We start from the raw sequence: 22,177 nt of genomic DNA on the forward strand, positions 1-22,177 counted from the left end.
CCCGGACGGCTACCGCCGCACGACTCCGTCGAGCAGGGCGACCGGGTCGTCGACGAACGATCGCACGGCACGCTCGACGGCCTCCCGGTCGAATGTCGTGTCGTTGTACGAGACGGTGGCGTGCAGCACGCCGTCGAGCACGACCAGCTGCGCCGCGACGGTCTCCGGGGCGATCGGGTGCACGGCCGACACCGCCTCGATGGTGCGGCCGTCGCGGATCCACGGCAGCGACTGGAGGGGCCGGTTGACCCCGAGGTTGCTCACCACGACGTGGGCGCGCGCGTGGGCCGGCGTCGTGTCGGGGCTCTCGTGCCGACCGGGGCGCAGCGACTCCTTGACGGCGCCCGCCATCAGAGCGGCGAGCGGCCGGCCCGAGTCGGTGGTCTGGGCGATGCTCTGGTCGACGGCGACGAGGTCGTCGCCGCCGGTGACCGGGACGCCGGTCACGAAGTTGCCGGTCACCTCCGTGCCCGAGGGCAGGTAGCCGCGGACGTCGTAGACCATCTCGCTGTCGGCGGCCAGTCTCAGGCCCTCCGCGGCGAGCGCCGCCCGCAGGGCGACGATGGCGCCCGCTCCGAACGACACCGACTCGTCGCGCCGACGCAGCCAGGTGTGCAGCCCGCGGAAGGACTCCCGGGTGCCCGAGGCCGCCACGACGGAGGTCGAGCCCGTCCAGTCGATGACCGGACGGTCGACCGGCTCGGCCACCGGGACGACCGACGACTCGACACGGCGGGCGCGGAGCAGCGTCAGGACACGACTCGGGTGCTTCGCGAAGGTCTCGACGAAGGCCCGCCAGAGCGGTCGGCCGGCGTTGTCGGCGCTCAGCCAGGTCGGCAGGTCGCCTCCGCGCGCGACGTCGATGAGCGTCGCGGGGAGGCGCGTGGTGAAGCGCGCGTCGACGACGCCGTGGTCGAAGACGGTGAGGAGGCGCTCCCCCGCCAGCAGGACGAGCACCGGGAGCCCCGGCTCGATCCGGTCGACGAGGAGCTCGATCGCCTCGGCCGCGGTGACGTCCTCGAGCTCGGGCGCCTCGACGACCATCCGCTCGCAGCGCTCCCGCAGGCCCTCGAGAGTGAACGCCCAGTCGCGCGCGCCCGTGGCCCGCAGGCCGAGGCGGGCGTCGGGGCCGAGGGACGCGATGCGCCAGAGGGCGTCCACCAGCGCCTCGCGGGAGGGCAGCGCGACGGGGCCGAAGACGCTCAGCACGTGGCCGCCGGCACCCAGCCGGTCGACGGCGGCGATGGGGAACCGCGTCGTCGGGGCCTCGGCGGGCGCGGACGGGACGTTCCTGCGGACGGCGGAGACCACGGAGGTCACCGGACCCGCTCCGCCACCGAGGGCGCGTGCTCGCGGGTGGGACGGGACGACGAGGCCGGGAGGCGGCGGCCCATCAGGCCGGCGCCGGCCCGACGCTGCCGGAGGTAGAGGTACGGGCCGCGCAGCACCGAGACGAGCTCGTGACGTGCCGTCCGAGCGATCTCGCCCGCCAGGTCGGAGTCCGGGGTCGGGACGGCGACGGCGACGCGGGCGGGCGCCACGGCCGGCTCGGCGACGCGGCGTTTCGCCGCGAGCACGGCGAGCGCCCCCGGTGCCCGGCGGAGGGCCAGACGGAGGGTCGTCGGATCGAGCGCGACCTTCGTCAGCCAGGCTCCGAGACCGGTGCCGTAGCCCGTGGCCTGGACGCGGAGGGCCGCGATGTCGGAACGGTGACGGTGCCAGACGAGGGCGGAGGGCTCGACGACGAGGGCGTGCCCCGCGAGGAGCACCCGGGTGAACACGTCGAGGTCCTCCCCGCCGCCGGTCCGGGTGCCGACGCCGAACGCCGTGTCGAACCCTCCGAGCGACAGGGCGACCTCACGGCGGAGGGCGAAGTTCGCCCCCGTCCCGAAGGCGCCGACCGAGAACGGGAAGAGCGGGAGGTCGGCCGGCGGGGCGGACAGCCGGAAGACGCGCGTCTCGACGTTGCGCGACCACGAGACGCGGTCGTCGAAGAACCGCTGGACGGGGGTGCGCAGCTCGCCGCTCGGGACGAGGCCCGACACGCAGGCGACGTCCTCGCCCTGGGCGAAGCCCGCGACGAGGCCGTGCAGCCAGTCGGCGTCGACGACGACGTCGTCGTCGGTGAAGGCCACGACGTCGCCGGTCGCCGCCGCGAGTCCCGCGTTGCGGGCGCTCGACAGGCCGGGGACGCCCTCCTCGACGTAACGGACCCGGGGGTCGTCGAACGACGAGCGCACCAGGTCGCGGGTCTCGGTCGTGGCCGCCGCGTTGTCGACGACGACGACGTCGAACGACGGGTAGTCGAGGTCGAGCACGCTGCGCAGGGCCCCGCGCAGGTGCTCGGCGCGGTCGCGCGTGCACAGCACCACGGTGACGGTCGGCAGGACGATCGGCTCGACGGGGCTGACCGCCGACGGCAAGGACGAGACCTCCGACCGGACGAGGTCGACGGAGATCCGGCCGTGGAGGACGGGCACCTCGACGAACCCGAGCACGCTCCGCCCGCGACGCACGAGCAGTCGGGCGGCACGGTGGCCGACGGCGGCCAGCGGGACGATGTCGTCCAGGTCGGGGCGGGCCAGCTCGTCGACGTCGATGGCGCCGATCCAGAGCGCGCCGTCCCAGGTGGGGGCCTCGGCGCTGCTCATCGGCCGGGTGAGGTACAGGTTGGTCACGAGGCACCGTCCGTCCGCGCGGCCGTGGCCCCGCGGGTCGTGTCGGAAGAGAGGAGGGCCCGGCCGACCGTCGGGTCGACGGGTGACAGGGAGGCGCGGCGCAGGCTGCCGAGGGCGTAGCCGGACACCGTGGCGACGACCGCGGTGACGAGCGCGACGAGGCGACCCGCGCCTCCTCGGCCGATCGAGCGGAGCTCGCGGAGCACCGCGAGGGGTATGTCCCGTCGCAGGTACGCGGACTCGGTCGAGAGCGAGTCGGCGGCTCCGAGCTGCCGACTGAGCGCGGCCTTCGAGACGCCCTCGTAGAAGGCGCGTCGACGCAGGTAGGCCCAGGTGACCCGGCCCGCCGTCACATGGTGGCGAACGTCGGCCCCGGGCTCGAGGACGATCCGCGCGGAGGGGTCGGCCTGACGGATGCGGATGCAGAGGTCGGTCTCCTCGCAGCCGAGCGGGATGCTGCCCACCCGACCGGTGTCGAGGTTGAAGCCCCCGACCGTCAGGATGCTCTCGCGGCGGAACGCCATCGAGCAGCCGATCACGTTCCGGACGTCGGCCCGGTCGGTCGGCAGGCCGCGGTGACTGCACCCGACGATCCAGAGGAGCTCGGCGGGGTAGAGGGTGTTGCCCCCCTCGGGCCAGACCGGCGTCGCATGCCCGCCGACCCCGGCGACCGCCGGGTCGGCGAAGGGGGCGAGCAGGTGCGTGAGCCAGTCGGGCTCGGCCGTGGCGTCGTCGTCGAGGAACGCCACGACGTCGCCGGAGGCGAGCTTGACGCCCGTGTTGCGGGCTCCGGAGAGCCCCTGCCGGAACTCGTTGGGGACCACGATCACGTCGGACCACCGGTCACGACTGCGCGCCAGCAGGGCGTCGTTGTGGTCGATGACCAGGAGCGCCTCGGGCGCCTCGGGGAGGCCGCGGACGGACTCCACCGAGGCGACGAGGTCGTCCCAGCGGTCTTCGGTGTACGCGCAGACGACGACCGTGGTCGTCGTCGTGCGCGAGGTCACGCGACGTCCTGGCGGGCTCCGAGTCGGGCGTCGAGCCGCGCGCCGTCGACGACCGCGAAGACCGGGGCCGGCTCGTTGGTCGCCTCGGCGGCCGTGACGGCGGCCTCGCGGATCGACCGACGCAGGCGGGCGGCCGCGGACGGGCGACGACGGCGCTCCTCGAGGATGACGCGCAGCACGCGGAAGCCGTCGGAGATCGCGTTCAAGTTGCTGACGCCGTGGATGCGCAGCTTCTCGACGCTCGGCACCTCGACGATGTCGTAGCCGAGGGCGGCGATGCGGCAGTTGAGGATCGTCTCGATCTCGAAGCCGTCTCCGTTGTGCATCTGACCGTCGGCCCGGGGGGCGAGGTCGCTCGGCAGCAGCTCGAGGCTCGGCACGATGCGCTTCCAGAAGGCGTTGTAGCCGTAGCAGAGGTCGGTGTACTTCGTGCCCAGCAGGACGTTGGTCAGGGCGTTGAGGCCCCAGTTGCCGAGGGCGCGGAAGTGCGTGATGTCCTCGCTGCCGCCGCCGTGGACGAAACGGCTGCCCTTGGCCACGTCGGCGCCGGAGGTGAGCGCCTCGACGAAGCGGGGGATCTCGGCCGGGTCGGCGGAGCCGTCGGCGTCGAACATGACGATGATGTCGCCCGTGGCCGCCTCGAAGCCGCAGGCGAGGGCGTTGCCCTTGCCCTTGCGGGTCTGGTGGACGACCCGGATGTCGGGCATGACTCGCTGGGCCGTGGCGACGGTGTCGTCGACGGAGTTCCCGTCGACGAGGATGACCTCGTGGACGGCGGGGAGCATCGGGAGGACGATCTCGAGGTTCCGAGCTTCGTTCCTGGCGGGGACGACGATCGAGATACGGGGGGCGACGCCGTTTTCGGGCGTGGGGAACACCTGGTTCATGGGGTCCTTGCTAGGGGTAAGCGAACTGGCAAAGGGGTGGTGCGGGAGAGGCCCTGCACAAGCGGAGTTTCGGGTTCACGCCAGGAGGGCTGGGTTCGGACGAGCAGATTCGGGCTGATCGTCGTCACCGTCGGGTGAGAGCAAACATACGCGCCATCCGGCAGAACACAAGCGGGCGTGTCGTCGCCGTGTCGCGCTCCGAGCCGACGATCCGCCCTCGCCGGGGACGACTCACCCTCCGCCCGGACCGGCCACCCCGCCTGGGAGGACGCCGGGCCCCGTGTCCCCCGAAAAGCCCCGTCCCCCGAGGGCCGGGGTCGACGTCGGCGTCGGGCTCGGACCCGATCACGATCCCGGGCCGCCCGATAGGCTCGTGCCACGACGGCGGGCTCCTCCACCGGGAGGACCCTCGGCCCCGACCCCTCGGAGGGCACCATGGCGCGGACCGTGAGCGACGACAGCACGCCCTGCGTGTGCGGGCACACCAAGGCGGCGCACGAGCACTACCGCCGCGGGAGCGACTGCGCCCTGTGCGGGGCCACGGCCTGCGGCCGGTTCCGCCCCGCCTCCCGGTCCGGCCGGCGCCGCTTCGGGGGACGCTCCGTGTCCCCCGAAATAAACTGACGGGTACTCAGATTCAAGGCCACCCGGTCCCCCGAAGTGCCGACACAGAGCCGATACCGCCCCTCGAACGGGGGGTCACGGGAGGCTCGCCCGCGGCTCGGGACGACACCGCGGCGGCCGGCTGCCCCCTGTTCTGGGGCGCGCCTCTAACCCGCCGTATCCTCCGCGAATCACCCGTCCGCGACCCGTCCGCGCCACCGGTCAGCGTGTCCGGAGACTCCCCTTCGCCACCTTGTACGTGGCGGCCTGGGCGACGGGCTTGATCGTGACGAGGTCGAGGTTGACGTGCGCGGGCAGCTCGACCGAGTGCACGATCGCCTCCGCCACGTCGTCGGCCACGAGAGGCGCCTCGACGTCGGCGTAGACGGCGTCGGCCCGGTCACGATCTCCCCCGAACCGGACGAGGGAGAACTCCTCGGTGTGCACCATGCCCGGCGCGATCTCGATCACACGGATCGGCTCGCCCGCGAGCTCGAGCCGCAGCACCGCCACCAGGGCGTGCTCGGCGAACTTGGCGGCGTTGTAGCCGCCGCCGTTCTCGTAGGCGACGTGACCCGCGATCGAGGTCACCGTCACGATGTCCGCACCGCCCTCCGCGTCGGCTCCGCGCCGCAGCGCCGGCAGGAGCGCCGACACGGCGCGCTTCGTGCCCAGCACGTTCACGTCGAACATGCGCTGCCAGTCGTCCACCGAGCCGGACTCGACGCTGTCGAGCCCGAACGCGCCTCCCGCGTTGTTGACCAGGGCGTGCAGCGCTCCCGTCGACTCGACGTGCGCTCGGAGGGCCGCCACGTCGTCGTCGCTCGTCATGTCGGCCCGGAACCACGTGGCGCCGGTCTCGTCCGCGAGCTGCCGGAGGCGGTCCTCGCGGCGGGCGACCGCGATCACGTCCCAGCCCCGCCGCCGGAGGAGCCGGACCGTCGCCGCCCCGATCCCCGAACTGGCACCCGTCACCACGACACGCTTGGCCATCTGATCCTCCTCCGTGGTCGTCGACCGCTCGACGACCGTCCGTGCGACGCGTCCCGGCGCACCGCCTCGACGGTAGCGCGCCCGTTACGTCGCGTGTCCGGTCGCATGGACAGCCCGAGCGGGGCCTGCGTACCGTTGCACCACCGCAGACCGGCCGATCCGGCCCACGCAGACCCCGACCGCAGGAGCAGACCATGAGCGACGAGACGCCCGCCTGGAAGTTCGAGACCCGGCAGATCCACGCCGGAGCGCAGCCCGACCCGACGACCCACGCCCGGGCCACGCCGATCTACAAGACGACCTCGTACGTCTTCCGCGACGCGCAGCACGCCCAGGACCTCTTCGCCCTGGCCGAGAACGGCAACATCTACTCGCGCATCATGAACCCCACCCACGACGTCGTGGAGCAGCGCATCGCCGCGCTCGAGGGGGGCACCGGTGCGCTGCTGGTCGCGTCGGGCCAGGCCGCGTCGACCTTCGCCGTCCTCAACATCGCCCAGGCGGGCGATCACATCGTCTCGTCGTCGTCGATCTACGGCGGCACCTACAACCTCTTCAAGTACACGCTCGCGAAGCTCGGCATCGAGACCACCTTCGTCGAGAACCAGGACGACCCCGACGAGTGGCGTCGCGCGGTGCGCCCGAACACGAAGCTGTTCTTCGCCGAGACCATCGGCAACCCGAAGATCAACATCCTCGACATCGAGAAGGTGTCGCAGGTCGCTCACGCCGAGGGCGTTCCCCTGATCGTCGACAACACCATCGCGACGCCGTACCTGATCCGCCCGTTCGAGCACGGCGCCGACATCGTCGTGCACTCGGCCACGAAGTTCCTCGGCGGGCACGGCACCGTCATCGGCGGCTTCATCGTCGACGGCGGCACCTTCGCCTGGTCGACCCATGCGGACCGGTTCCCCGGGCTCACCCGGCCCGACCCCTCGTACCACGGCGCGGTCTACACCGATGCCGTCGGCGATCCGCTGGCCTACATCATCAAGGCGCGCGTGCAGCTGCTCCGCGACCTCGGCGCCTCGAACAGCCCCGACACGGCGTTCTCGCTGATCCAGGGCATCGAGACCCTCAGCCTCCGCATCGAACGTCACGTGCAGAACGCCCAGGAGATCGCCGAGTGGCTCGACGCCCGCGACGACGTCGCCGCCGTCTACTACGCCGGCCTGCCGACCAGCCCCTGGTACGCGGCGGCGAACAAGTACGCCCCGAAGGGCGTCGGCGCCGTGCTCTCGTTCGAGTTGAAGGGCGGCGTCGACGCCGGTCGAGCCCTCGTCGACAGCCTCCGGCTCTTCAGCCACCTCGCCAACATCGGCGATGTGCGGAGCCTGGTGATCCACCCCGCCTCGACCACGCACTCGCAGCTCACGCCCGAGCAGCAGCTCACCACGGGCGTCACCCCGGGGCTCGTCCGGCTCTCGGTCGGCCTCGAGAACGTCGACGACCTCAAGGCCGACCTCGACGCCGGCTTCGCCGCGGCGCGCGCGGTCACCCGGGAGTCGCTGCGCAGCAGCTGAGGCGAGGACGTCCGAGGAGGCGCGGTGCGCGTAACAAACGCACCGCGCCTCCTCGGCTCGTCCAGGATGGATCTCACATGGACTGGCAGAGCACACCCGAGGACACCGTTCCGTCGAGCGTCGTCAGCGAGCGCACGCGCCTCGCGATGCTCGGACGCCCGCCGGTCACCGGCGCCTGGCGCGACGGCGACGACCCCGGCGGCCGCTCCTTCGCCGCCCTCGACGACCTCGTGCTCGAGAGCGGCGTCACGCTGCCCCGCCCGCGCCTCGCCTACGAGACCTGGGGCGAGCTCGACGCCGACCGAGGCAACGCCGTGCTGCTGCTGCACGCCCTCACCGGCGACAGCCACGTGCTCGGTCCGGCCGGGCCCGGGCACCCGACCGCGGGGTGGTGGAACGGCGTCGTCGGCCCCGGCCTCGCGATCGACACCGACCGGTGGTTCGTCGTGGCCCCCAACATGCTCGGTGGTTGCCAGGGCAGCACGGGGCCGTCCTCGTTCGCCCCCGACGCCGCCGAATGGGGCTCGCGGTTCCCGCACCTGACGATCCGGGACCAGGTCGCGGCGCAGGCGGCCTTCGCCGACGGACTCGGCGTCGAGCGCTGGGCCGCGGTCGTCGGCGGCTCGATGGGCGGCATGCACGCCCTCGAATGGGGCGTCAGCCACCCCGACCGGGTGGCCCGGCTCGGGGTCCTGGCCGCGCCGCCGATCGTCAGCGCCGACCAGATCGCGCTCAACACCGTCCAGTACGAGGCCATCCGGATGGACTCCGCCTGGCACGACGGCGACTTCTACGACGCCCCCGACGGCGAGGGCCCCTACCGCGGTCTCGCTCTGGCCCGCCGGATGGCCCTGCTGAACTACCGCTCCCCCGACGAGCTCAACGCGCGGTTCGGCCGCAGCTGGCAGAGCGACATCTCGCCCCTCGGCGGGCCCGGCCGGTTCCAGGTCGAGAGCTACCTCGACTTCCACGGCAACAAGTTCACGCGGCGGTTCGACGCCGGCAGCTACGTCACCCTGCTCGGCGCCATGAACTCGCACGACGTCGGCCGCGGACGCGGCGGCGTCGCGGCCGCGCTCGACCGGGTCACGGCCCGCACCCTCGTGCTCGGCATCGACAGCGACCGGCTGTTCCCCGTCGCCGATCAGATCGTGATCGCCCGCCACATCGCGACCGGCGTCGACGGGCACGAGCCCGCCGTCATCGCCAGCGAGTTCGGCCACGACGGGTTCCTCATCGAGAACGAGGCCGTCGGCGGGCACCTCCGGCGCCTGCTCGAGGGCTGATCGGGACGATGAGGACGAGGAGGCGCGGGTCGCCTCGTCGACTCGACCCGCGCCTCCTCGGCACCCGCTCCCGAGGTCCCGACCGGGTCGCGACGAATCGCGACCACGAGCGTCCCCCGCAGGGGGGTCCTGTGTGAAAGCATGGGGTCTGCTGTCACCCCGACAGGTTGAACGACACCCGATGCACACCTTGGATCTGCATGGACATCTTCTCCCAGGAGCGTGACCGACTGCTCAGCAGCACGGCACGGGCACTCGGCATCCCGTGCGCCCTGGTGTCCCTCGTCGCCCTCAGCATCCCCGGAGTCACCGACCCGGCGCATCTGGCCGCGATCGTCCCGCTCGTCGTGCTGCTCATCGTCTCGCTGTGGATGGTGGCGCGCTCGACGTCGCCGCGCTGGGTGCTGATCGGGCTGGGCTCCGGCATCGCGGTGTCCGTCGTCGCCCTGCTGCCCTCGGGCGATTCGACCGACCCCGCTCTCGCGACCGCGGTGATCCCGCTGGTGGGCGGCGCGACGGCCGCGTTCTGCGTGGTGCTGTCGTCCAGTCGCATCCGCATCGTCACGGCCGCCGTCGCCTTCGTCGTGGCCGTCGCGCTCGTCGCCTGGGCCACCGGATCGCTGCTCACGTTCCCGGTCGCCGCCGTCATCCTGGGCTGGACCCTCATCTTCGTCACCGGGGTCTGGCTCGGTCGCAGCGTCCCGTTGGCCGCCCGCCGCATCTACAGCATCGGCAACGCGCACCGTGCCGAGCGTCAGGCCAGCGAGACCGAGGCGCAGCGCCGTCAGGGCGCTCGGCTGCTGCACGACACCGTGCTCGCCACCCTCACGCTGCTGGCCCACTCGGGCTTCGGCGTCACCCCGCAGGCGCTCCAGGCCCAGGCCGCGGAGGACGCCCGACTGCTCAGGCATCTCCGACTGGGCGGCACCCCGCAGCCCCAGGCCTCCGGCGACTACTCGCTCGAGACCGTCGAGGAGTCGCCGCTCGGTCAGACCCTCGAGTCGGTCAAGCAGCGCTTCGGCCGGATGGGCCTCGAGGTGAGCTGGCACGGCACGGGTCAGGTCCTGCTGCCGACGCACGTGCTCGACGCGTTCCTGCTCGCCCTCGCCGAGTGCCTCGAGAACGTCCGCCGGCACGCCGGGGTGACCGAGGCCCACGTCACGATCATCCACGACGACAGCATGGTCCGCGCCATGGTGACCGACGCCGGCGTCGGCTTCGACCTCGAGGGCGTCAGCGAGGAGCGCCTCGGCTTCAAGGAGTCGGTGGTCGGCCGCCTCCGGGAGGTCGGCGGCAGCGCCAGGCTCTTCTCGTCCCCCGGAGCGGGGACGACCGTCGTGCTGGAGGCACCGCGATGAGCGTGGACGAGAACACCCTCGGCGTCACCCGTGGACGGCGTGCGGCCAGGGGGCTGCCGATCGGCTCGACCGGAGCGCGGTCGCTCCGACAGGCCCGGGCCGCCGGCGCCACCCTCGGCACCGGCTACCTCGGCCTCGGGGCCGCGGTGGTCGCGGGCCTCCAGGCGGTCTACGGCCTCATCTTCTTCTTCAGCCACCTCGAGGACTACCCCTCGGTGGCTCCCGCGCTCGTCGCCTGGCTGCTGTACATCGCCGTCTTCGTCGGCACCGCCGCCCTCGTGACCATCCGGGGTCAGCGTCTGACCGGTCGGATGTTCGCGGCCATCGGCGTCGTCCTGGCGGGCGTCGTCGGGTTCGACTTCCTGGCGATCGCCCCGCTGCACGACGTCGGCGCCTACGCCACGGCCAGCGTCGCCGTCGGCTTCGGCCTGCTGCCGGTCGTCACCCTGCGCCCCGCTCGCGAGATCGTCGTCGCCACCGTCGTGCTCCTGGGCGCCCTCGTCGCCTTCACGCTGGCGACCACGCCCATCACCGCCGACACGGGTCCGCAGCAGCTCGCCGTCATCTCCCTCGCCGTCCTGCCGAGCGCCGTGGCCACCGCCGTGCTGCAGCGGTTCCGCCGCATGGTGCAGGTCGAGCTCGACCGCGTGCTGGTGCAGAGCAACGTCACGCAGCCCCGCTTCGCCGTGGGGATGCTCGCCAGCGACGAGCTCGCCCGACTCGACCTCGCGGCCGAGAAGCTGCTCGACGGCGTCGCCGGCGGCGACGTCCCCCTGCCCCTCTCGCCGAAGGTCGCCTCGCAGGCCGCGTCGCTCGCCACCGAGCTCCGACTGCACCTGATCGAGGGCCGACGCGAGACCTGGCTGCACCACGCGGTGACGGAGTCCGAGTACCTCGGGCGCTCGGTGACGCTGGCCGACCCCTCGTCGCTCGCGGGCCTCCTGTCTCCCCCGCAGCGCGACGGGCTCCTGCAGGCCGTGTGGCTGCTGCTGGGCGACTCGAAGAGCCGGACGCCCGGGACGACGATCACCCTCACGCTCGGTCCGGTCACGGCGGCGGGCCAGTCGGCGGCGGGTCGCAGCGTCGAGGTGCCGGTGACGATCACGACGACCGGCATCCGACGCAACCGCGTCACCCCCGCCACGTGGAACGCCCTCGAACGAGTCGGCGAGTACACCGTGTCCACCCACGAGCAGAGCGTGCGCCTGCGCGTCTCGTGCATCGTCGACAACCCGGCCGAGGCGTGATCGGCGTGGTGACGGCGACGGGACCTCACCTCGTGTCGGCCCCGTCTAGCATGGACCTCACGTCCTGAGAAAGAAGGTCCCCGTGACGAACCCCGACGAACGCATCCGCCTGGCCCTGGTCGACGACCACAAGATGCTGCTCGGTGCCCTGAGCGAGTGGATCCGCGGTGCGGCGAGCGACATCTCGATGGTCGCCGCGGTCGCCTCGTGGCCCGAGCTGCTGACCCACCCCGAGTTCCCCGTCGACGTGGTGCTGCTCGACCTCGACCTCAAGGACAACATCCCGATCTCGCTGAAGATCAACACGCTCAAGACCACCGGCGTCAAGACGGTCCTGATGAGCACCTACTCCGAGCCCAACGTGGTGCGCGAGGCCCTCGCCGCCGGCGCCCTCGGCTACCTCGTCAAGAGCGAGGACGCCGAGATGATCGTCGAGGCGATCCGGTCCGCGGCCCAGGGCGAGTCGTACATCTCGGCCGAGCTCGACCTGGCGCTCAACGCGGCCGAGATCGGCGGAGTGCCCAAGCTGAGCGCGCAGGAGCGCCGGGTGATGGCCCTCTACGGCGGCGGCGAGCCCGTCAAGGCCGTGGCCTACCAGCTCGGCATCAGCGAGGAGACCGCGAAGAGCTACCTCAAGCGCATCCGCGAGAAGTACCGGGTGGCCGGATACGACGTCGGAACGAAGGTCGCGCTCCGCAAGCGCGCCATCCAGGACGGCATCCTGCTGCAGACCGACGCCCCCGCGCAGACGTTCTAGCTCCCCGGGCGGCCAGCCCGCAGCCTCGACCGTCCCGCCTGATCCGTCAGGCGGGACGCGCCTCCGTCAGCCCTGGGTGATGAACACCGATCCGGTGTCGGTGTCCTCCTGGTGGTCCGCTCTCTCCGCCGCGGCGCACAGGGCCGCCTGGCGGGCGTCGCCCGTGCGTTGGAGGCGGAAGCTCACGACGGTGAGGACGACCCCGGCCAGAGCCAACGCGACCCCGACCCAGCCCGGCGCGGCGAACCCGAAGCCCGCCGCGATGACGGCACCGCCGAGGTATGCGCCGGCGCTGTTGCCGAGGTTCATCGACGAGTGGTTGAGGGCGGCGCCGATCACCTGGCTCTCGCCCGCCACCTCCATCAGCCTGGACTGCACCGACGGGCCGATCATCGAGCTGACGAGGCCGAGGAGGAACGTGGTCACGAAGATCCCGACGATGCCGTCGACGAGCAGCGCGTAGGCGACGAGTGCGGCGATCAGGCCGACGAACCCGACGGTCAGTGCGGCCTTGAGGTTCTTGTCGGCCGCCCAGCCGCCGATCACGTTGCCGATCGTCATGCCCACGCCCACGCCGACCAGCACCCACGGCACGACGCCCTCGTCGACGCCCGCGCCCTCGGTCACGGCGTTGGCGATGTAGCTGTAGACGGCGAAGAACCCGCCGAAGCCGATGGCCCCGACGCCCATGACGAGCCAGACCTGGGGCTTGCGGAACGCGCTGAGCTCGCGCTTCATCGAGGCCGCCGAGTCGCCCTCCAGACGGGGCACGGCCAGGGCCACGGCGACGAAGGTGAGGGCGAAGATCGCGGCGACGGCGAGGTAGGCGGTGCGCCATCCCTGGGCCTGCCCGAGCGCGGTGATCGTCGGCACCCCGACGACGTTGGCGATCGTCAGCCCGCTCAGCACGAGGGCGACGCCCTTGCCCCGGTTGCCCGGACCCATGATCGTCGCGGCGACGATCGACGCGATGCCGAAGTAGGCGCCGTGCGGCAGACCGGCGAAGAACCGGGCGCCGAGCACCCAGCCGAACGAGGGCAGCACGGCCGAGAGCACGGTGCCCGCGACGAAGAGCGCGAGCAGCCCCATCAGGAGCTTCTTCTTGGGCAGGTGAGACGACATGGCGGCGATCGTGGGCGCTCCGACGACGACGCCCAGCGCATACGCGCTGACGAGCCAGCCCGCACGGGCGATGCCCTCCTCCGACGACTGCGCGTACAGCCCCGGCAGGAGGTCCTGAGCGATGTTGGGCAGCAGCCCCATGGCCACGAACTCGGTCGATCCGATGCCGAACCCGCCGAGGGCCAGGGCGATGAGGGCGAACGTCTTGCGACGGGTGGAGAGGGTGTTCACGGGCGGCTGCCTTCGCTGGGCTGGAGGGTGTCGGGCGGCGGGGGCCCGGGGCTCTCCGTCGAGCGGGCCGGGGTGGGGCGTCGGGTCACCGGCGCCTCCGGCCCGCGTCCGCCGAATCGATTCGATCGGCGCCGGGCCACCGACGAGCTTACGACCTCGGGAGGCGCGGCGGAAGTCGCCCGCGGCAGGCCCGGTGACCGGGCCGCAGCCCGCGTCAGGAAGCGGGGGCGACGTCGTAGACGGGCGGTTCCTGCCTGACGAGATCGAGGAGGCGCTCGATGCGGAGCGAGCCCGAACCGACCGAGAACACGTACGTCTCACCCTCGGTCAACTCCGCGGCGACGTCGTCCACCGTCTCGGCGGTGATCCCCTCGCGCCTGGCCGACTTCTCACTCGGCGATCTGCGGATGCGTCGTGCGGGATCGGGCACGGCCGCGTCAGGCTGCGGGGCTGAAGTCGTAGAGCGGCGGCTCCTGCTTGACGACCTGGAGCAGCCTCTCGAGACGGAGCGAGCCGGCGCCGACCGAGAAGTCGTAGGTCCGACCCGGGGTCAGCTCGGCCGCGATCCGCTCCGCGTTCTCCGCGGTGACGCCCTCGCGCATGTCGAGGATGCCGCACGACGAGGTGCGCACGCGTACCAGCGCGTACTCGCCGCCGATCCCCGTCCGGCTGGAGCTCCGGCCCGAGTAGGCCTCGACGGAGTCCACCCGGCAGGTCAGCGTCTCACGGTGCGAGGAGTCGTACGACGAGAGCACACGCGGTCCGACGCCGAACGTGCCGACGACGAGCACGAATACCGCGAGCAAGGTGATCAGGATGAGCCGCGCGCGGCGCGTCGAGCGCTTCCTCGGCGGCGCTGCGGCGGAACGGTGTGAATCCGACATGCTCGTTCATCTTTCTCGTCAGACGGCTCGTGCTGCGTCCGGTCAGTGTCGCGGGAGGCTCGGCCCTTCGGCCCCCGAGAGGAAGCCGTTCGAGAACGCCTCCCCAGGGGTCGACTCGGGGTCCGGATCCAACACGTACTGCGCCAGCTCCGATGTCCCGCCCACGAGGCTATCCTGACCCATGTCGAGCAGCCCCTCGCCGGCCGCGTTCCACCGCGGACTCAGCGACGGCAGAGCATCCGACAGGATGTTGGTCGACGAGGGAGCGGGGATGGCGCTCGAGATGCCGCTGGTGACCGACCCGGCGACGAACCCGTTCACTCCCTGGCCGACGTAACCTGCGAACGAGTGATCCTGCTTCGGGTCCAGGCCGTAGTCGAGCACGTTGCTCGTGGCCCCCTCGACGCCCGCGGCCACGGCGCCCTGCCCGGCCCGGCCCACGGCGGCCGTCGCGACGCGCTGCCCGATCGGGGACGCGATGCGCTGGACGGCGGGAGCCACGGCCTGCGAGACGGCCGGAGCCGCCTTGGAGGCGACGGTCGCCGCGGCGCCGCCCGCGGCGCCGGCCACACCGCCGATGAGCATCTGCACCCCGACCTGCTTGTAGTCGACGTTGCCGCTGTCCGGCCCCTGCTGGATGATGTTCATCCCGCCGGCGAGGAGGGCACCGCCCGCGGCGAGCGCGAGGATGTTGACGCCGGGTACGAACATCAGGGCGATGCTCCCCGCGATCATGACTCCTGCGAGGATCGCCTCCCTGTGCGACCAGACCTCTTTGGCGGCGTCGACGATGAACCCCTGGTTCGCATCGTTGTACGCCTTCAGGTCGGCGTCGGTCGCGGGCTTGAGGCCCAGCGGGTCCAGCGCGTGGATCGGGTCGTTCCCCGCGTAGGAGTAGGGGTTGGCGGCCCATCCCGCGCCGAGGGTGGCCACGATCGGATCGGTCGACAGGAATCCCCGCGCCGACGGGTCGTAGACCCGGGCTCCGAGCCAGTCGAGGCCGCCGATGGTGAGTCCGCCGCCCGCCGTCAGGCCGACGCCCTCGGGCAGTCCGAGCCCCGCTCCCAGCTCCGATGCGGAGGCCAGCGCCTCCCAGGGGTCCTCGACGTCGGTGGCTCGTGCCGCACGCCACCCGCTGGAGGTCACCGCCTCGTCGACCGCCGTCACACCACCGGGCAAGGTGAGCACGGGCGCCCCGCCGAGGCAGGCCAGAGACGGCACGGTGGCGACCGAGTCCCACCAGGTGGCCACTCCACCCGCCTCGGCGAGCTCGCCCAGGCCGTCGACCCAGACGTCGATGCGTCCGGTCTCCGTGCCGTCCCGATCGCGATCGACGATGCCGCCGAGACGACCGAGGTCGGACCACAGGTACTCCCGCGTCGAACCGTCCGGCTCGGTCCGCCGGATCCGTCGCCCGAGGCCGTCGTGAACGTACTCGACACGGACGCCGAGCCTCTCCGTGGCGACGAGCTGCGCAGCCCGGTCGTACTCGTGGCGGGTCTCGACCCCGTCCGCGGTCTCGGCGACGAGACGGCCTGCGGTGTCGTACCCCCAGGTCCGCCCGGCACCGGCGCTCCGCTGCGCGGCCACGAGCTGCGCGGCGTCGTCGTAGCGGTACTCGACCCTGCCGCGGGGCCCCTCCACCGCCGCGATGCGTCCGTCCGCGTCGTGTTCGATGCGGGTCGCGTCGACTCCGGTCGCCCGGGTCTCGACGTGCTCCACCACGACGCCGCCCTCGTACGACCACGTCTGCACGAGGTCGCCCGCGATCGACTCGACGACGCGACCGGCGCCGTCGTACGCGACGCCGCCGAGGGGCACGCCGTCGCGCGTCGCCCCGACGATGCGACCGTTCGCATCGCGGCGGTAGTCCGTCCGCACTCCGGCGGGGTCGACTCGGGCGACGACGATCCCGTCGGCGTCGCGCTCCCACGCCATCGCCTGGGCACCCCGTGAGCGACGGACGAGCAGCCCGCGACGGTCGTACCGCAGCTCGTGGTCCACCGCACGACCCGGGCCGCGGGTGTGGTCGGTCACGACGACCGTCCGATCGAAGGGGTCGCGAGCGATCTCGAGCACGACGGCGCCGTCGACCCTCACGCTCTGCTGCCGCCCAGCGCGGTCGTAGCCGTTCTCCGTGACGCGTCCGTCGGGGTCCGTCCGAGCGACGGGCCGACCGGCGGCGTCGTACGAGTACGTCGTCGTCCGCCCGAGGGGGTCGGTGACGGCGATCACGCGATCCGCGGCGTCGTAGGCCCGGCGCGTCACCCCGCCCACCGGGTCGGTCACCGCGACGGGGCGGCCACGCTCGTCGTACTCGTACGAGGTCACTCCCCCGAGGCCGTTCGCCACGGCGATCATCTGACCCGCCGCGTCGTACCGGAACGTCCGCCGCCCGAATCGCAGGTCGTGGCTGGCGACGAGTCGGCCCACCGCATCCCAGCGGTATCGCGCCGTCCCCGCCCCCGGGATGGTCCGGCTCACGACACGACCCACGAGGTCGTACTCAAGACGCTCGACGTCGCCGGTCGGCGCGGTGCGGGTGGACACGCGCGAGTCGGCGTCGTACGTCAGCGTGGTCCGCGCGCCGGTGGCGTCGGTCGCGGCGGCCGCGCGACCGCACGCGTCGTACTCGTAGGTCGAACGCGCGCCCGTGGGCGACGTGACGGCGACCACGCGACCGGCGAGATCGCGTTCGAGGCGCGTGAGCCCGCCCTCCCCGTCGACGAGCTCGACCGGGCGACCGCAGGCGTCGTAGGTGACGAGCTCGTGCCCGCGTTCGTCGGACGTCCTCTCGACGGGCCGGCCGAATTCGTCCGTCCGGAGCGTCGTCGTCGTGAACGCGTCGCGCAGCGACGAGAGTCCGGTCGTCTCGTCGCGGTCAGCCTGGCGGCGCACCCCCGTCGGGTCCGTGATGGACGTGAGGTCTCCGTTGACCCCGTACTCGCGGTCCCATCGGGCTCCGGTGGGGTCGGTGACGACCCGGAGGCGCGACAGGGCGTCGTGCTCGAAGGCCCAGGCCGCGCCTCCCGGCAGCTCGATGCCCGCGACGTCGCCCTGATCGTCCATCGTGCGGGTCGTCGTCCGGCCCAGGGGGTCGGTCTCGGAGACGAGGTCGCCGGCCGGACCGTAGCCGTACTCCGTCCGCGCACCCGTCGGATCCACCTGCGCCTCGAGTCGACCCGCGGGTCCGCGCTCGAATCGCCATTTCGCTCCGTCGGGATCGCGCCGGGAGACGAGCCGCCCTGCTTCGTCGTACCGGTACTCGGTCCGCGCCCCCGACGGGGTGACGGACGCCACCACCTGGCCCCGGGGGTCCCGCTCCAGGCGCACCACGTCGCCCTCGGCGTTCCGGGCCGCGACGACGTCGCCGTACCGGTCGTGCTCGAGGTCGAGCGAGACACCGGTCGCGTCGACCGCCCGCACCAGGCACCCGTCCCGCCAGGTCAGCTCCGATCGCCCCCCGACGGGGTCCTCGAGCGCCGACGGGTTCCTGTCGTCTCCCTCGTACTCGTAGGCGACCACGCCGCCGGACTCGGTCACGACGGTGGTGACGCGGTCGAGGTCGTCGTAGCCGTAGGTGATGTCGGCGCCGGCCGGGGTGACGGTCCGCGTCCGTCGACCCCGGTCGTCGTACCCGTGGACCGTCACGGACCCGTCGCGCTGCGTCGCGGAGACGAGGTTGCCGTGCGCGTCGTAGCTCATGGACTGGCGGCGGTCGTCGCTGTCGACGATGCCCACGAGTCGACCCTTCGCGTCCGCCGACCAGGTGTTCGACCGCGTGCCGTCCTCGTCGGAGACGACGGTCACGCGACCGGGCAGGTAGCCGAAGCGGACCCGGCGTCCGTGCGGGCTGACCTGGAGGACGACGCGCCCGCGCTCATCGTAGGTGTTGTCGACCTCGGTCACGCCCGCGGCGCTCGTGACGGTGGCGATGAGGCCGGCGTCGTTCCAGCCGTAGCGGCGGGTGCCCTCGGCCGTGGTGACGCCGACGAGCCTCCCGTGCTCGTCGTACTCGTACTCGACGCGACGCCCGTCCGAGCCCCGCAGCACGACCACCCGTCCGTCGGCGTGCTCGATCTCGACGAACCGGCCCCGCTCGTGCACGAGCCGGGTGACCACGTCGCCCTCGCGCTCGACGCGGACGGCCGTGCCCCGCCTCCCGCGCTGTCCGACCCACCGACCCGAGGGGCTGAAGTCGATGCGGGTCCCCTCGTTGTCGCGCACGACGAGGAGGCCGTCCTCCTCGGCCAGCCAGCGGTTCTCCCCGATGCCGCGAGCCCACCCCGCGCCCGACCGGGGGAACCTGATCTGACGCCCGTCGGCTCCGACGAACGAGGCGCCCTCGTCGTCGATCAGCAGCCTGGTCTCGAGCACGGACGACCAGCCGGGTCCGAACAGCCCGACGTTCTCGTCGAGCGAGTTGTACATGCGGGTGACGGCCAGCGACGCGGAGCCGCCGGCGAAGCCGAGGTCGTGCTCGGGCTCCAGGAAGTTGCCCGTCGTCGTGTTGACGGGGTCCATGGTGAATCCGGTGGTCGGCTGCTCGCCGTAGGCCCGGGGCGGGTCGATCGCGAGGACCGTGCGGTCGGCGGAGACCCCGGCCGACTGGAGGGCTGCGGCGAGCGCCGAGTCGGCCACCGTCGAGACCGCGCCCTCCCCGCCCGCCGCGGCGAAGGCGTCGGCGACGGTGGTGGCCCACGTGACGTCCTGGCCGTTGGCCTCGAGCCACTTCTCGAAACCGGTCACGAGACCGCTCGCGTCGATCTCGCCCCACTTGCAGCGCGAGGCGAAGTCGGTGAGCTTGCCTCGCAACGAGGCCGGCTTGCCGTTCAGCTCGGTGTCGAGCCCGGAGGATCCCGTCGCGAACGACCGGAGGTTCTCGGGGCGCGCCGATGACGCGCCACCCTCACCCCCGCCGGAGCCGGGCGCCGGGGTGTCGCGGGTGCCGGTGGCGACGGTCGACGCGGGGAAGGTCGGCTCCTTCTCCGCGGGCTCGTTGGGCATCTCCTCCTCGCCGACGATGCCGTCCCACCACTTCTCGATCCCCGATCGGTTCTCGTGGCGCTCGGTCCACTCGCGGGCGCGCTTCCGGCGGGCGTTCTCCTTCTTCGCCGACTCCTTCATCGTGCCGGCCCAGGTCGCGACGTCCCGCAGAGCGGCGCTGATCTTGTCGCCGTCCGCCTTCGCGGTGTCCTGGTTCGAGGCGAAGAGCTCGGAGAAGCGCCCGAGGAAGTCCTGCTCGGCCGTGGTCCGGTACGACCGGCGCGAGCTCACCTGCCCGTCGATGGCCTCGGCCGACGCGTTCGCCTCGCTGATGAGAGCGTCCGCAGCCGCGTCGTCGAAGGTGACTGCCTCGTTGCCTGTCGGATCCGTCACGGTTCTCGTTCCCCCTGGTGATGCGTCTGAAAGACGTCCCGTCGCGACGAACGACCTCGTCGCGATCCCTGCCGTCACCCCCGCGCGAGACGCGCCCCCGGGGCTCGAACGTCCTGACTCTACCGCCGAACGGTCGATCATGCGGGACATCCCCGACAGAGGGGTCGGTATCATCGCGGAATGATCGACTGGACGGTCCTCGGACTCGTGGTGTCCGCCGCCTCCGTGCTGGTCGCCGTCGGGGTCCCCCTGGTCGCCTCCGTCGCCGGGCGGGCCTCCCGTGTCGCCGCTCCCGACGCCCCTCCCCTCTTCAGCACCCGCCCGCCCCGAGCGATCGCCGTCGTCTTCGCCGTCCTGGGTTCCGCCTCGTTCTTCTTCGGCCTGGTGCTGGCGGTCCAGGTCCCCCTCCGTGACGGACCCGACGTGGCCGCGGGGTCGATGACGGCCGGTGCCCTCTGCGCCCTGGGAGCCGGGGAGCTCCTCCTCTGGCGCGGCATCCGGCGCACTCGCCTCGAGGTCCACGACGAGGGATTCCTCGTCCAGGCGTGGTTCCGTCCCGCCCGGTGGGTCCGGGCGGACGAGATCGCCTCCTTCCGTCCGCTGCTCAGTCCGGGAGGCGGCGTCGACGGTTCGGGCATCGACGCCCGCGACGGTCGGCGCAGGCGGCTGTTCATCGCCACCGGACGCGATGAGAACTACCGGGAGCTGCTCCGCCACCTCGAGCGACGTGCCCCGGAGGCGCTGGCCGCCTTCCGGGGGCGACCCGTCGGCTGATCGCGCGCCGGCCGGACGGGCCCTGCGCTGCCCGCACGTCGGGAACGGGTCTCGCCATGGCGACGGGTCTCGCCTAAGCTGACTCTCGGCCGTCCCCGGGGCCTTTTGTCCGATCACGAGCGACTCACCCACGCTCACCGCACGAAAGAGCCCTGTCTTGCGCACTCCTCCCCTGCGTCGCCTCGCGACCGTCCTGGCCGCCGCGGCCCTCGTCTCCACCGTCGCCGTCGTCGCGCCCGTGGCGTCCCCGCCCGCCGAGGCCGCCACCGTCGCGACCAGCGCCTACCCGACCGGGTCGACGTCCCTCGCGACTCCGGCCGCCGGCGGCACGACGATCTGGGTCTCGACGAGCGGCAGCGACTACATCGACCTGCGCTACCCCGATGGTCACGTCGAGCCCTACAAGCGCTCGTACTGCATCGGCAACGCCGCCGCGACCGACTGGGTGAAGAGCCAGTGCCCGGCGGCGAACGCGTCGAACCCGGTGCGTTCGGTCCAGATGGCGATGCTGCTCGTTAAGCCGGGTGACGTCGTCGTGCTCCGTGGCGGCACCTACGAGGAGTCGGTGAGCAACAACTCGAAGGCGGCGACCGCCGCCAAGCCCATCGTGATCCAGAACGCGCCCGGCGAGCGAGCCGTGATCGCCGGGCGGTTCGTCTTCACCGGCGCCGACCACTGGACCGTCTGGGGTCTCCGCTTCGCCTACAACGCGGCGAAGTCGAACACCTACGGACTCGTCACCTTCGCCGGGGGCACGGGCTGGACCTTCCGAGCCAACGACGTCTCCGCGTCGCGGCGCACCGCGAACGTCATGGTCACGACGAAGACCGCCACGGGCACGTCGACGGCCGCCCGTGTCGCGGCGGCCCCGCACGACTGGACGATCGTCGGCAACGTCATCCACGAGAACAAGGGGCAGGACGCGCTCGGCACCGACCACAACCTCTACCTGCTGTCGTCGATCTGGTCGACGAACGGCCTCGTCGAGCGGAACCTGATCTGGGGCGCTCCCCGCGGCTCGAACATCAAGGCGGCGGGCAGCAGCGACCCGAACGAGAGCCCCCGCGACGTGGTGATCCGGTACAACACGTTGATCTACGCCGGCAGCGGCATCACACTGGGGCTCAAGGCCGAGGGCATCGTGATCTGGCGCAACGTCATCGGGGCCCCGCAGGGCGAGCAGTACAACAGCGGCGGGATCAAGACCTACCGGATCGCGCAGCCGGCGAAGAACGTCGCCAAGTACAACTACATCGCCGGGTACCGCTACCCGTACTACACCGACCCCGGCGCGGGCCAGATCGCGAAGGCCGAGAACGTGGCCGTGTCGTACGCCCTGCCGCTGACCGGCTCGGTGAAGACCGACACCGTCCGCCCGGCGAGCTCGTACGTCGACCGCGCGTACGGCCGGAACTACCGCCTGTAGCCGCAGCCCGCTGCGCGAC

General features: G+C 72.4%; 16 protein-coding genes. 7 read left to right on the forward strand and 9 right to left on the reverse strand.

Annotated elements, in window-relative coordinates:
* Positions 1 to 9: 9 nt before the first annotated feature.
* From FFA01_RS00410 to FFA01_RS00430, 5 genes are all read right to left on the reverse strand, one after another.
* Positions 10 to 1,320, reverse strand: coding sequence for a hypothetical protein (locus FFA01_RS00410; RefSeq protein WP_146851820.1), 1,311 nt, complete (start codon positions 1,318 to 1,320; stop codon positions 10 to 12).
* Positions 1,317 to 2,678: a glycosyltransferase family 2 protein gene (locus FFA01_RS00415; RefSeq protein ID WP_208720820.1), complete on the reverse strand. Its 1,362-nt coding sequence runs from the start codon at positions 2,676 to 2,678 to the stop codon at positions 1,317 to 1,319. Before FFA01_RS00415 ends, FFA01_RS00410 begins: the two co-directional genes overlap by 4 nt.
* Complete coding sequence (locus FFA01_RS00420) at positions 2,675 to 3,685, reverse strand: glycosyltransferase family 2 protein (protein ID WP_146851823.1); 1,011 nt, start codon at positions 3,683 to 3,685, stop codon at positions 2,675 to 2,677. The genes FFA01_RS00415 and FFA01_RS00420 overlap by 4 nt, the downstream gene beginning before the upstream one ends.
* Positions 3,682 to 4,572: a glycosyltransferase family 2 protein gene (locus FFA01_RS00425; RefSeq protein WP_146851826.1), complete on the reverse strand. Its 891-nt coding sequence runs from the start codon at positions 4,570 to 4,572 to the stop codon at positions 3,682 to 3,684. Before FFA01_RS00425 ends, FFA01_RS00420 begins: the two co-directional genes overlap by 4 nt.
* Before the next feature lie 825 nt (positions 4,573 to 5,397).
* A complete protein-coding gene (locus tag FFA01_RS00430; protein WP_146851830.1) occupies positions 5,398 to 6,168 on the reverse strand; it encodes an SDR family oxidoreductase in 771 nt (256 codons plus the stop codon).
* A gap of 194 nt (positions 6,169 to 6,362) precedes the next feature.
* Here FFA01_RS00430 and FFA01_RS00435 point away from each other — a divergent pair, with 194 nt between their 5' ends.
* The 5 genes from FFA01_RS00435 to FFA01_RS00455 all read left to right on the forward strand — a co-directional run bounded on the left by FFA01_RS00435 (position 6,363) and on the right by FFA01_RS00455 (position 12,342).
* Complete coding sequence (locus FFA01_RS00435) at positions 6,363 to 7,694, forward strand: bifunctional o-acetylhomoserine/o-acetylserine sulfhydrylase (protein ID WP_146851833.1); 1,332 nt, start codon at positions 6,363 to 6,365, stop codon at positions 7,692 to 7,694.
* Positions 7,695 to 7,771: 77 nt separating this feature from the next.
* Positions 7,772 to 8,980, forward strand: coding sequence for a homoserine O-acetyltransferase MetX (gene metX / locus FFA01_RS00440; RefSeq protein ID WP_146851836.1), 1,209 nt, complete (start codon positions 7,772 to 7,774; stop codon positions 8,978 to 8,980).
* Between the two features lie 200 nt (positions 8,981 to 9,180).
* Positions 9,181 to 10,338 (forward strand): sensor histidine kinase, encoded by a 1,158-nt coding sequence (locus tag FFA01_RS00445; protein WP_146851839.1) that lies wholly within the window; start codon positions 9,181 to 9,183, stop codon positions 10,336 to 10,338.
* On the forward strand, positions 10,335 to 11,585 hold the full coding sequence (locus FFA01_RS00450; protein WP_146851841.1) for a hypothetical protein: 1,251 nt from the start codon (positions 10,335 to 10,337) through the stop codon (positions 11,583 to 11,585). Before FFA01_RS00445 ends, FFA01_RS00450 begins: the two co-directional genes overlap by 4 nt.
* An 82-nt stretch (positions 11,586 to 11,667) precedes the next feature.
* Positions 11,668 to 12,342, forward strand: a complete 675-nt coding sequence (locus FFA01_RS00455) for a response regulator transcription factor (RefSeq protein WP_146851843.1) — start codon at positions 11,668 to 11,670, stop codon at positions 12,340 to 12,342.
* 66 nt (positions 12,343 to 12,408) lie between these two features.
* Here the strand turns inward: FFA01_RS00455 and FFA01_RS00460 are convergent, their stop codons facing one another.
* The 4 genes from FFA01_RS00460 to FFA01_RS00475 all read right to left on the reverse strand — a co-directional run bounded on the left by FFA01_RS00460 (position 12,409) and on the right by FFA01_RS00475 (position 19,958).
* Positions 12,409 to 13,695, reverse strand: a complete 1,287-nt coding sequence (locus FFA01_RS00460; RefSeq protein WP_146851845.1) for an MFS transporter — start codon at positions 13,693 to 13,695, stop codon at positions 12,409 to 12,411.
* A 214-nt stretch (positions 13,696 to 13,909) separates the two neighbouring features.
* Complete coding sequence (locus tag FFA01_RS00465) at positions 13,910 to 14,125, reverse strand: hypothetical protein (protein ID WP_146851847.1); 216 nt, start codon at positions 14,123 to 14,125, stop codon at positions 13,910 to 13,912.
* Between the two features lie 7 nt (positions 14,126 to 14,132).
* Entirely contained in the window at positions 14,133 to 14,501 is a 369-nt protein-coding gene (locus FFA01_RS00470; protein ID WP_146851849.1) for a hypothetical protein, read from the reverse strand.
* 120 nt (positions 14,502 to 14,621) lie between these two features.
* Positions 14,622 to 19,958: a DUF6531 domain-containing protein gene (locus FFA01_RS00475; protein ID WP_146851851.1), complete on the reverse strand. Its 5,337-nt coding sequence runs from the start codon at positions 19,956 to 19,958 to the stop codon at positions 14,622 to 14,624.
* A gap of 180 nt (positions 19,959 to 20,138) precedes the next feature.
* Between FFA01_RS00475 and FFA01_RS00480 the strand changes: the two genes are divergently transcribed.
* Together FFA01_RS00480 and FFA01_RS00485 are read left to right on the forward strand one after the other, a co-directional pair.
* Positions 20,139 to 20,732, forward strand: a complete 594-nt coding sequence (locus tag FFA01_RS00480) for a hypothetical protein (protein WP_146851853.1) — start codon at positions 20,139 to 20,141, stop codon at positions 20,730 to 20,732.
* A gap of 157 nt (positions 20,733 to 20,889) precedes the next feature.
* Positions 20,890 to 22,158 carry a right-handed parallel beta-helix repeat-containing protein gene (locus FFA01_RS00485; protein ID WP_146851855.1) on the forward strand — a complete coding sequence of 423 codons (1,269 nt, stop codon included), beginning with the start codon at positions 20,890 to 20,892 and terminating at the stop codon, positions 22,156 to 22,158.
* The last annotated feature ends 19 nt before the right edge of the window (positions 22,159 to 22,177 follow it).

This window comes from Frigoribacterium faeni (assembly GCF_007988805.1).
Lineage (GTDB): Bacteria > Actinomycetota > Actinomycetes > Actinomycetales > Microbacteriaceae > Frigoribacterium > Frigoribacterium faeni.